This is a genomic window from Coleofasciculus sp. B1-GNL1-01, from assembly GCF_040220235.1.
In the GTDB taxonomy this organism is placed as follows: domain Bacteria; phylum Cyanobacteriota; class Cyanobacteriia; order Cyanobacteriales; family Coleofasciculaceae; genus Coleofasciculus.
Window position 1 is genome coordinate 34,558 of record NZ_JAVJTO010000064.1, and the last position, 11,920, is coordinate 46,477.

Annotated in this window: 7 protein-coding genes; 6 read left to right on the top strand and 1 reads right to left on the bottom strand. The window is 47.2% G+C overall.

From position 1 onward, the window contains the following. Positions 1 to 190 precede the first annotated feature (190 nt). Both RID53_RS16260 and RID53_RS16265 read left to right on the top strand, forming a co-directional pair. Entirely contained in the window at positions 191 to 982 is a 792-nt protein-coding gene (locus tag RID53_RS16260; RefSeq protein WP_446389087.1) for a hypothetical protein, read from the top strand. 241 nt (positions 983 to 1,223) lie between these two features. Beyond that, positions 1,224 to 3,590, top strand: a complete 2,367-nt coding sequence (locus tag RID53_RS16265) for a caspase family protein (protein WP_446389088.1) — start codon at positions 1,224 to 1,226, stop codon at positions 3,588 to 3,590. Positions 3,591 to 3,729: 139 nt separating this feature from the next. Here the strand turns inward: RID53_RS16265 and RID53_RS16270 are convergent, their stop codons facing one another. After that, entirely contained in the window at positions 3,730 to 5,010 is a 1,281-nt protein-coding gene (locus RID53_RS16270; protein ID WP_446389089.1) for a bactofilin family protein, read from the bottom strand. Between the two features lie 171 nt (positions 5,011 to 5,181). Between RID53_RS16270 and sppA the strand changes: the two genes are divergently transcribed. The 4 genes from sppA (at position 5,182) to urtA (ending at position 11,876) form a co-directional block, all read left to right on the top strand. Next, entirely contained in the window at positions 5,182 to 6,201 is a 1,020-nt protein-coding gene (gene sppA, locus RID53_RS16275; RefSeq protein WP_446389090.1) for a signal peptide peptidase SppA, read from the top strand. A 75-nt stretch (positions 6,202 to 6,276) separates the two neighbouring features. Continuing rightward, positions 6,277 to 6,801: a YIP1 family protein gene (locus RID53_RS16280; RefSeq protein ID WP_446389091.1), complete on the top strand. Its 525-nt coding sequence runs from the start codon at positions 6,277 to 6,279 to the stop codon at positions 6,799 to 6,801. Positions 6,802 to 6,852: 51 nt separating this feature from the next. Then, positions 6,853 to 8,598 carry an ABC transporter ATP-binding protein gene (locus RID53_RS16285; RefSeq protein ID WP_446389092.1) on the top strand — a complete coding sequence of 582 codons (1,746 nt, stop codon included), beginning with the start codon at positions 6,853 to 6,855 and terminating at the stop codon, positions 8,596 to 8,598. 461 nt (positions 8,599 to 9,059) lie between these two features. Further along, positions 9,060 to 11,876: an urea ABC transporter substrate-binding protein gene (gene urtA, locus RID53_RS16290; RefSeq protein ID WP_446389093.1), complete on the top strand. Its 2,817-nt coding sequence runs from the start codon at positions 9,060 to 9,062 to the stop codon at positions 11,874 to 11,876. Positions 11,877 to 11,920 lie beyond the last annotated feature (44 nt).

The window sequence follows — 11,920 nt, forward strand, 5'->3', positions numbered from 1 at the left end:
TATTTATCAAAAATGAAGTATAGATAAAAAACTAAAACCCGGCTGACTTATTCTTTGTTTTCGGAAACAAGTCAACAATTAAGATTTATTTTGTTTTAACTTTAAATATCTGTAGTCAAGATATCCTAGACGTTATCTAAAGAAAAATTAGTCGGATCATTGGCTAATTCAGGGTAAAGGCAAACAACGAATGGATATCGTAGAATACAATCGCATCAAGCTGACCATCCGCCATCGACCTCTGTTGCTGTGGCTTTTGAGTAGTATTCTCGCCGCCGTTGGGCTAGGGGTAATTGCCTTTCAAGGCGGGTCAGCCCTAACCTGTCAGCGAACTGGACAAACGGGCAGTTGTGAATTGGTTAACTCCAGGTTGGTCGGAGCAGAGGTTAGAACTATTCCTTTAGACAGTTTACGAGATGCCAGCATTGAGATCAATCCCAGGAATGAGAGTGATGATACTTATCGGGTTGTCCTCATAACGGGGAGCGGAGCAATTCCCTTAACGTCGGATTATAGTTCCGATAGTAATCAGCAAGAATCGATTGCTTCCCAAATTAATACCTTTATTATGAATCAAGACCAGGTATCCCTGAACGTGCAGCAAGACGATCGCTGGTTTGGTTATCTGTTTGGCAGTTTATTAATCGGCGTGGGGTTGTTCGTGGCGGTGCGTAAAGGGAAAGTCGTTACCTTGAGCTTTGATAAAGTGCGCGATCGCATGATGCTCAAGCAACGGGGTTTGCTCAGGGGTACAACGATAGAACTCCCTCTTGCCGAGATTGTTGATGTGACGATAGAAACGATTAGAGATGCCAAAGATCGCCAGATAGAGCGAGTGGCTCTGGTTTTGAATTCGGGTAAGCATCTTGCTATCACTCCTGATGCTGATCCATTCTGGGACTACAAAAAAGTGGCTCACTGTATTCGCCTCTTTCTAAATCTCAACTCGGAGCAGTCGTCGGGAAAGACGCCACAGATCTGAGCAGGAGAAGCTGGGGGAGATAGGGGAGATGGGGGAGATAGGGGAGATAGGGGAGATGGAGGAGATGGGGGATGCAGCCAGGGCGGGTTGAGTGAAATTAGGGTTTTCTCCTAAACGTTATCGGTAAAACCCGTCCCTAAACACTATGCCCTCTTTCCGAAGCGAAGGATCAAAACTCAAAACTTTATAACAACGCGCTAACCTATTCCTGGTAGGCTGATAGCTGAGATTAACAGCGTAGATGGCTAATATGGGACTGAATCGGCGGACTTTCCTGCAAAAAGCTGGCTGGGGTCTAGCGGCACTGGGAGTCAGTGAAACGGTACTATCACTCCTTAGTGATAAAAGTTTAGCCGTGCCTTTGTTGGAGCGTTATTTTCAGGTGCTGGCACAACCCGGTGGACGTAAGTTGGCACTTCTGGTGGGGATCAATGAGTATCCGCGCACGACAGCTTTGGCGGGGTGCGTAACGGATGTAGAGTTGCAACGAGAACTGTTAATTCATCGGTTTGGGTTCCAGGCGAACGATATCGTGACGCTGACGAATAGCCAAGCCACTCGCGAGACGATTGAAACCACGTTTATTGAACATTTAACCAAGCAAGCCGAGGCGGGTGATGTGGTTGTCTTCCACTTTAGTGGTTACGGTAGCCAAGTGCAGATGCCTCAGCAAGATGAAACCGTAGCCTCGGCGGTACGCTGGCAAAACAGTTTTGTACCCGTTGATGGGATTTTACCCACAAAAGGCGAACCCGCTGCTAATGATTTTTTAGCCGAAACCTTGGCATTGCTGTTGCGATCGCTAGCCACGGATCAGGTGACAACAGTCCTTGATACCAGTCATACACAAGCGGTGAATATCCTCAAAGGCAGTCTAAAAGTACGCTCTTCTTCCCGCCAACCCGCCCTAGCGCCTAATCCCGATGAACTGGCGTTTCGAGAACAACTCGTGCAGCGGCTCAAAGCCTCATCCAAACCCTGGAAACCATTAGATAAATCCATGCAAATGCCAGGATTGGTGTTAACGGCGGCGGGTTCGTCTCAACCCGCAACCGAGGCGCAGTGGAATGGCTTTAGTGCGGGTTTATTTACTTATGCTCTAACTCAGCATCTATGGCAAGCCACGGCTGCAACCAGCGTTCAGATTAGCGTCAGTCGCACCACTGGGATGATTAATCAATTCGCGGGTAATGATCAACAGCCTCAGTTAAGGGGTCAAAAGAGCCAAAATTCCTTGCTTGCCTATTACTTATCCCCCAATCCTCCCTTGGGAGCAGATGGAGTTGTCACGGGGATTGAAGAGAATGGCAAAGTGGCACAGCTATGGTTAGCGGGATTACCGGCACCTGTGCTGGAGTATTATAGTCCCAATTCGGTTCTAGAGTTGCTCGATGAATCGCTGAGTTTACCGCTGTCGCCGCCCGAAAATTCATCAGCTACGGATAACCCCGCCCAACCTGTCCCTAAATCCGTTCAACTCCAACTGCGATCCAAAGACGGGTTAACCGCCAAGGCACGTATACTAAGTGGCAATGGTGGGGAAAAAGTGCAACCGCAAGTGGGTCAACTGGTACGCGAACGGATTAGAGTATTACCCCGAAATATGGGTTTAACGATCGCCCTGGATACTCACTTGGAACGCATTGAACGGGTGGATGCAACCAGTGCCTTTGCGAGTATTCCTTCGGTGTCATCCGTTGTCGTTGCTGGGGAACAAGCAACAGATTATTTGTTTGGCAGAGGAAAAAAACAGGCAACAGAAACATCAGAACCGAAGTTTAAAGGAGGCTATGGACTCTTTTCCCTTGCCCGGAACCCAATTCCCAATAGTCTAGGCGAGGAGGCGGAGGCAGTTAAATCAGCAGTGAATCGCTTAAATCCCAAATTTAAAACCTTATTGGCAATGAAATGGCTGCGGTTGACCGCGAATGAAGGGTCATCGCGCCTGGGGATTCGGGCATCGCTGGAAATGATTGCCCCGGAAACCAAGACAATTATCCAACGGGAAACCTGGCGCACGTCTGGGAGGTTCGCTACCAATAAAACGAAGAACAATGCGAGTAAGACATCGCCCTCGGTGGGATCAGCAACAATGCCCAAGTTACCCATTGGTAGTCGGGTGCAGTATCGCGTAGAAAATTATAGCGATCGCCCTTTGTATTTCATGGTGTTGGGTTTGGAAAGTAGCGGCGGTGCGATCGCGTTTTATCAACAACTCCCTTCCCCGGAAGGATTGGAGTCAGAGCAAAATCCACCGCTGATTAGTGGTGCGATCAAACCTGGGGAAACTCTGATTCTGCCCCAACCCTCGGCATCCTTTAATTGGATGGTTCCCGGTCCGGTGGGTGTGGCGGAAATTCAACTGATTTGCAGCCCTTCTCCGTTCAAAGGTGCGATCGCGGCATTAGAAGCAGCCATGCGTCCCAAGGGAGAGGGAGAACGAGTGGGCGATTTGTTTAATCCCCTGGAAGTCACACGGGCGATTCTACAAGACTTGCATCAGGCGAGTAACATTACTCCCGATAAGTTGGGTATCGGTTCTGATGTGTATGCATTGGATGTGAATGCTTGGGCAACCTTGAGTTTTAATTATCAGGTGGTTTCTTGATCTTTGAGGGAACAGGGAACAGGCAACAGGGAACAGGGAACAGGGAATTCTAGTGTTATTGGTCATTTGCCTTTTCTCCCCGCACTTGGGATAAAACGAGACAGTGACACAGTTGGCAGCGCAAAACTGCAATTTGGTATCAATGACTGGAAAAAAGCTGAGTTCTCCCCCAAATACCAACTGCTCCTAAACCTAACAATACAGCGATCGCACTCACCAGGGCACCGAAAACGGGGATAGTGGTTAAGATGACAAAAATCAGCAATCCCATCCCTAAGGGTAAAATTTGCCCCTTGGTTTCAATCCGACTCACTCGCAGTACCCAGCGCCCGCCCAAACGACTAATCACAATTTGGGGAACGTAGATGACAAACAGCCAAAAGCTAGCCACGAGTACAGTGTAAGTCAACAGTCCTAAACCGAGAACCAGTGGCACTAATTTTGGGATAATCCAGCCCAAGACGAACATTAGTATCAAGCTAACCACCGGAATGGCGATCGCGAAGACTCCCACACTCACAACAACCAGAATCCCCCAACCCGCACTCGCTAAGGGTTTGGATGCAACAGTATGGGCTAATTGATTTGTCCAATTGGGTACAATCGCAAACAGCAATAAGCCAACCAGCAGTAATGCTAACCAACGCTGCACTCGATTCCATATCCTTGCGGTTAAGGGTGGAGGTGGTGCTGTTTCTATCTCTTGTCGAGCAATACCCTCAGCTATTGTTGCTTGCGGACTGATATCAGCATCGGTGGGGGATTGATAGCGAAGCTGACCCTCAATTTGAGCCGAATCCGTTACCGTTAGCCCCCCTGGAACCTCAGGAATGGGTACAGGGGTTTGACGGACAAAGGTAGGGTTAAAAGAACCATCACCCACTGCAACCTGCACATCACCGCCAACGGTACCACTCAATTCTAAAGCTGCCATACCCCCCGTCATCCGTTCTGCAAGGGTTCCAGCCAATAGCGCTTGCGCTCCACCATAAGATAAACTTCCCCCAATAGTGCTACCTGGTTTAATCTCCAGACTGAAGCCTGCGGCGACCACATCATCGGCAATTTCAGCCTCGGTTCCCAATTGCAATACTTGACCCGCTATGCGGACATCATCCTGGACTGTACCGTTAATCACCACGGCTTGACCCGCCGCAATTAAATCGCCTGTAACTGTGCCGTTGACTGTAATTTGGCGACCTGCCCCAACGACATCTCCGTTGACTGTACCGTTAATCGTAATTTGGTTTCCAGCTAAGTATAAGTCATCCTCAATCAACTCATTGACACCAATAACGATCTCTTCTCCACTTTGCATCGTCATTGACCAGACGGGTGAGAGTCCAAATAGCCCTCCCAGCAATACCAAACCGATTAGAAATAGGAGAATTCGTTTAATGGTCATTCGCAGCGATTTCATCCTATCGTCCTCCAGGGAGTTTCGCCTATGCTGGACTATCTCTTGGATTTTGGGCGACTATCAAAAGATAGAGATATTAATCGTTTCTTCTATAAATTTTCCCAATTAGCAATCAACTTTGAACAATTAGTAGTTAATTTCTACCGCCTGATAGATTTTTTATAAATCAGCTTGGCGGATGATAACGGTAAACTCCTAATATTCAGTGAAGTATTTTCCGAGGAACTACTCGTGCGCCAGGATCGAATTCTTGCCTTAGTGTTGATTATTATTTGCGTCGTGGTGGCATTGGGGAATTGGCTAGGAGGCGGCACTCCTCGTCCTGAACAGGTAGGTTCTGGCACAGGTATTCGTACCAGGGGTCAGGCAGATGTGGCTCTGCTAGAAGTCTATGGTCTAATCAGCGACCAACCGACAACCACGCCATTTGCTACGACCGATACCTCAAATTCTAATGCGTTGATTAAAGCGATTCGCCAAGCTCGCCAGGATCAGGTTAAGGCAATTTTACTACATATTAATAGTCCAGGTGGAACTCCGGCAGCATCGCAAGCGATTTACAATGAGCTGATGCGAACCCGTGAAGACACTGATATTAAAATTGTTGCCAGTATGGGTGACGTTGCCGCGTCTGGTGCTTATTATGTCGCCAGTGCTGCCCATCATATTGTCGCCAATCCGGCATCGGTAACAGGTTCAATTGGTGTAATTGTTCGCACCCAAAACGTGTCACCCTTGTTGGATAATATTGGCGTGCAAACCGATAATATTAAAAGCGGTGAATATAAAGATATACTCTCTCCGTTTCGAGAGACAACATCAGACGAACGGCAAATTGTAGCAGGGATTGTTATGGACTCCTATCAACAATTCCTGGATGCCATTGTCGCGGCACGGGACATCTCGATGAACCAGTTAAAACCCCTGGCAGATGGGCGAGTTTTCACCGGGAGACGCGCTAAGGAACTTAACTTAGTCGATTCCTTGGGGAACTCCTATGATGCGTTGCAAAAAACGGCGGAGTTAGCAAATATCCAAGGCGAACCAAAAGTCCGCAACTATACCTCAGGATTTTTGCAACAACCGTTTGATCTGTTGTTCTCGTCGTTTTGGCAGCAGTTGATTCCAGGGTATCAAAGGATTCGTCAACGGATTGACTGGAACAAATTACCGTTAATGGTGATGGAATAGTCCATTTTTGACGTTGTACAGACGTTCCGGCGGAACGTCTCTATTGATTGTGACCGCTAACTGTGATTACTCGTTATGCTGGATTCCTTTTATACGGCTATTTTCCGCCCCGCTTCAGAAATTCGCTCTCCGATTCAAACCGCCATTGTCATTGGGTTATTGGTGGTACTGATAATGGCGCTAAACGCCGCAGGTGCGGCGGGATTGGGTGTGGGGGGTATCATCGGCTTTGGTGTGCTGTTCCTGTTTGCTGGATCGCTGGGTTGGTATTGGCTGGGAGCATCCCTGAACCTGGTGACTCAATTGTTCGGGGGACAAGGGAATGGTAGAGACAGTTTGAGTGCGATCGCGCAAGGCTTGTGGCCCCTACTCCTCACAGGAGTTGCGATCGCGGCGAGTCAATGGTCTCAAACCCTGGGCGCTGTGTTCTCTGTGGCGATTACCGTTGGCGTGTTTGGGACTCTGGCGATCGCTATCCATCGGGTGCATCAGTTAAGCTGGTTGTCTTCAATTCTCTGTGTGGCGATTACCTTTAGTCTTTCTTTCTTAGCCCTATTCGGACTCATCCTGTGGCCCCTAATGATTATTTTGGGTACCTGAACGCGAGAAATCAGCCATTGTCGGTGGCGAAAACTTGTTAGGATTTGTTACATGGCTAATTCTCGTATCCAAAAATTATGGGGCTATCTGCGCCCTCATACCACTCAGGTATCATTAGGCATCCTGGCTCTGCTGATTGTCAATGCGGTGGGAGTCTATATTCCCCTCTTGATTCGGGATAGTATTGAGGAACTCCGCATCGCCTTCTCGTTCGATCACGTGTTGCGGTTAGTCGGACTGATCTTTATCCTGGCATCCTTGATGTGGGGGATTCGCATGGCGTCGCGTATCTTCATCTTCGGGGTGGGGCGTCGGGTGGAATTTGACCTCAAGCAAAAGATTTTTCAACATCTGCTTACCCTCGAACCCTCTTATTTCTCTACGAATACAGCCGGGGATTTGATTAACCGCGCCACGAGTGATGTGGACAATATCCGCCGTCTGGTTGGGTTTGCGGTGTTGAGTTTGGTGAATATTGTCTTTGCTTACGGCTTAACGCTACCTGTGATGATGTCGATTGACTGGCGGCTGACGTTCTTGGCGCTGGCGGTTTATCCGGTGATGTTGATCACAGTGCGTCTGTTTAGTGATAAGCTGCGTACTCAACAACAGGCGGTTCAGGAAGAACTCTCCAACCTCAGCGAACTGGTTCAGGAAGATATGAGTGGTATCTCCCTGATTAAAATTTACGCCCAGGAAGACAATGAACGCCGTGCCTTCCGTAGTTTAAATCAACGACTGTTATCGGCAAATCTGGGATTAGCCAGCACTCGCAATATCCTGTTTCCGGTGATTGAAGCCCTATCCTATATCAGCTTACTCCTGTTGATGTGGTTTGGCTCGGGTTCGATCGCACGGGGGGCGATTACTGTGGGGGATTTTGTCGCCCTGGTTCTCTACGCCGAACGATTAGTCTTCCCCACCGCCTTACTCGGATTCACGATTACTACCTATCAACGGGGTGAGGTGAGTATTGACCGAGTGGAGTCAATTTTAACCATTGAACCCAAAATTAAAAATGCCCCAGATGCGATGGCGCTTGTGCAACCGATTCAGGGAGAGTTGAAAGCCGATCACCTCAGCTACACATTCCCTGATGCCAAAACTCCCGCCCTGCAAGCTGTTGACTTCCACATTCATCCCGGTGAAACAGTGGCAATTGTCGGTGCGATTGGTTCCGGAAAATCAACCCTGGCAAATGTTTTACCTCGCCTGTTAGATATTGCCCCGAATCAGTTATTTCTGGATAGTTCCGATGTCACTCAGATACGCTTACCCGATTTAAGGTCTGCGATCGCCTACGTTCCCCAAGATAGCTTTCTATTTAGTACCAGCCTAAAAAATAACATTGGCTACGGCGCACCGGGAAGCGAAAAGCCGGAGATAGAACAGGCGGCAAAACAAGCCCAAATTCATTCTGAAGTTCTCAATTTTCCCCAACAGTATGAAACAATGGTGGGAGAACGGGGAATTACCCTATCTGGTGGTCAGCGTCAGCGAATCGCCCTGGCTAGGGCTTTAGTGATGGATGCGCCGATTCTGATTTTAGATGACGCCCTCTCTAGTGTGGATAATCAGACGGCAACCCAAATTTTGGCAAATCTTTCCACAGGAGTTGACCGCAAAACGGTGATTTTCATCTCCCACCAACTCTCAGCCGCCGCTACCGCTGATCGGATTTTTGTCATGGATGCGGGGAAGATTGTGCAAATGGGAACTCACACTGAACTGATCCAACGTCCAGGGCTTTATCAAGACTTGTGGAGTCAGCACCAGATTGAGGAGGTTTTGCATTAGTTACAGGGAACAGGGAACACATCGACTCCGCTCGGTAACACGCTCGGTGTGTCACAGGGAACAGGGAAATTGTAAAGTTTTGGTAACGAATAATTAGAATTGTCACCGATTTAATTAAAGGTAAAACTTGATACAGTTACTACCAATAGACTAGGTTAGTATTCAAGAAGACATTATAAAATGCAATGGGCAAATGTTTAGCATTTGCTTAAATCGTGCATTTGACCGAGCATTGCTCTATGCAACTTCATTAAATACCAGGGATTCGCGCTCAGGGTGTTTTGTTTTCGTCACTTCCCCAGTTTGAATTAAACCGGGAATACTTAAGAAATCTTAAACGGAAGAATTAATCTAGATAGTAATAGAATGATTAATTGATCACGTCCACAAGAAAAGACAACGGTCAAAAGATTCTTAGACAAATAGCCACTTAACGGGAGAACATTTCGGGAACATCGGTAATGAGCGAATTCAACCAGTCAGTGATCAGATCTGGTACGACGATCCGTGTTGGTATTTTACATTCTTTAAGCGGCACGATGGCGATTAGCGAAGCCTCGTTAAAGGATGCAGAATTGATGGCGATCGCGGAAATTAATCAAGCGGGTGGTGTCTTAGGACATCAGATAGAACCCGTGATCGAAGATGGCGCATCGGAATCGGCGACGTTCGCGATCAAAGCCAGAAAGTTGATTGAACAGGATCAGGTTGCCACAATCTTTGGCGGGTGGACATCGGCGAGTCGTAAAGCAGTTTTACCCATCTTAGAAGAACTCAACGCCCTGATGTGGTATCCGGTTGAATATGAAGGACTCGAATGTTCTCGCCACATTTTTTATACGGGAATTTGTCCGAATCAACAAGTCGATCCAGCGGTGAATTGGTTGTTGAACCATAAGGGAAAACGTTTTTTTCTGATTGGATCTGATTATGTTTTTCCCCGCACTGCAAACAAGTTAATTAAGGCGCAGCTTAAACAGCAAGGGGGGAGTTTAGCGGGGGAAGAGTATGTTCCCTTAGGAATGACCGACTTTGGTGATTTGATCGCCAGAATCAAGCAAGCTAAACCCGATGTCGTCTTTAATACTCTGAATGGAGATAGTAATTTAGCCTTTTATCAACAGTACCAAGAAGCCGGAATCACGGCGGCGGAGATTCCCATTTTAGCCGTGAGTATTGCTGAAGAAGAACTACGGCGAATTGGCGGAAGTATCGCAACGGGTCATTATGCCAGTTGGAGTTATTTTCAGAGTATTGATACCCCAAAAAACCGCGAATTTGTCCAGAATTTTCAGGTACGTTATGGTCAAGATCGAGTCACCAGTGATCCGATTGAGTCGGCGTATACCCAGGTTTATCTCTGGAAACAAGCCGTAGAAAAAGCGGGTGGCTTTGATGTGGAATCAGTGCGAGAAGCGGCGTATGGGCAAACCTTTGCAGCGCCGGGAGGGAAGATTCGGATTGAGACAAATAACCATGTCAGCAAACATTGCCGAATTGGGAAGATTTTGGAGGGGGGTCAATTTGAAATTGTCTTTACCAGTGTTGGACGCCTTAAACCTCAGCCTTGGTTGGGAATTGAAAAGTTAAGTAATCAGATCTCACCCGTGGTGATTGATATGCTGGCAGAGGTGTCTCAATCGATTCAATACAACTGCCAACTGGAACAAAAGTCCCGTGAATTAGAAGCGGCGATGGCGCAACTGGTGACGACGAATGAAAAGTTACAACGCACTCAAGACCAATTATTGCAAGCCGAAGCCCAATTTCGCCAGTTACAAGATCAAGAAAAACTGTTGAAGCGTCGCTTGTCGAGTCAAATTCGTAGTTCGTTGGAATTAGAACAGATTTTAAAGACGGCGGTGAGTGAAATCTGTAGTTTATTGCATATCGATCGCTGTCAGTTTTTGTGGTATCATCCCAACAGTAGTCCCCCTCGCTTTGAACCCATGGAAGTGGCAGGAGAGTTGAGTGAGAATGGGGGAGTAAAATGGAATACAGCGGACGAACTTTTACCGGATTTCCCGTCAATGATTCAGCAGCAATCGTTGCTACGGATTGACGATATTGCTAGCGATAGTCAGCTTAAGGGTAAGACTCGCGATCGCTTCCTGGATGATGGACTGCAAGCCTTACTAATTGTCCCCCTACAAACTCGCAGCAGTAAAATTGGTGTGGTGGTTTGTGAACATTATCAGGAAAGCCGCTACTGGAGTGAACAAGAGGTTGAATTAATTGTTTCAGTAGTTGATCAACTATCGAGTGCCATTGATCAAGCCGAATTATATGCCCATAGTCGCACAACCGCCGCCTTAGCCACCGCCCAAGCAGAACAACTGAAGCAAGCGTTGCATGATTTAAAAGCCTATCAAGCGCAGTTAGTGCAGACGGAAAAAATGTCCACATTAGGGACATTAGTGGCGGGGGTAGCCCATGAAATTAATAATCCCACCAGTTTTATTTACGGTAATCTCCACTACGCCAAAGAATACACCGAGGATTTATTAGAAATGCTGCGGTTGTATCAAGAGTATTATCCTGAACCCGCACCCGAAATTCAAGATCATGCCCAAGCGATTGAGATAGAGTTTCTGATGCAAGACTTGCCCAAAACTTTGGGTTCAATGGAGATTGGGGCAGAACGAATTCGTCATTTGGTGTTGAGTTTGCGGAATTTCTCGCGTTTGGATCAAGCCCAAATGCAACCCATGGATATTCATGAGGGGATGGAGAGTACCTTACTTTTATTGCGGAATCGGCTAAAAGGGAATGGTCACAATCCAGAGATTGAATTAGTGAAAGAGTACGGGGAGTTACCCTTGGTTGAGTGTTATCCGTCGCAGCTTAATCAAGTGTTTATGAATCTCCTGGGTAATGCAATTGATGCGTTAGAAGAAGTTGTCGCCCGGAATGAGACAAATTTTTCGCCGATGATTCGGATTCAGTCAGAAGCACCCTCGGCAGATTATATTCGCGTAAGAATTAGTGATAATGGATCAGGGATGACGGATGATGTGAAGTTAAAGTTATTTGATCCGTTTTTTACGACTAAGCCGATTGGGAAGGGGACAGGATTGGGACTTTCGATTAGTTATCAGATTGTCGTGGATAAACATAAGGGAATTTTGCAATGTCACTCTACTCCTGGACAAGGAACTGAGTTTATTATTGAGATTCCGGTGCGACAAAATCGTAAAGTTGCCGTGAGTCAGGAGATGAATATCCGACTGAAGGCTCAAACGTCTGAAGGGGTAACAAGCAGCTCAAAAGCTTGGTAGATAAAGCATTCTCCCCCTCAAATCTCAAAAAGATAAGAGCTTAT

Coding starts and splice junctions, on each gene's coding strand:
- RID53_RS16260 (WP_446389087.1), top strand. CDS start 191: ATGGATATCGTAGAATACAATCGCATCAAGCTGACCATCCGCCATCGA.
- RID53_RS16265 (WP_446389088.1), top strand. CDS start 1,224: ATGGCTAATATGGGACTGAATCGGCGGACTTTCCTGCAAAAAGCTGGC.
- RID53_RS16270 (WP_446389089.1), bottom strand. CDS start 5,010: ATGAAATCGCTGCGAATGACCATTAAACGAATTCTCCTATTTCTAATC.
- RID53_RS16280 (WP_446389091.1), top strand. CDS start 6,277: ATGCTGGATTCCTTTTATACGGCTATTTTCCGCCCCGCTTCAGAAATT.
- RID53_RS16285 (WP_446389092.1), top strand. CDS start 6,853: ATGGCTAATTCTCGTATCCAAAAATTATGGGGCTATCTGCGCCCTCAT.
- urtA (WP_446389093.1), top strand. CDS start 9,060: ATGAGCGAATTCAACCAGTCAGTGATCAGATCTGGTACGACGATCCGT.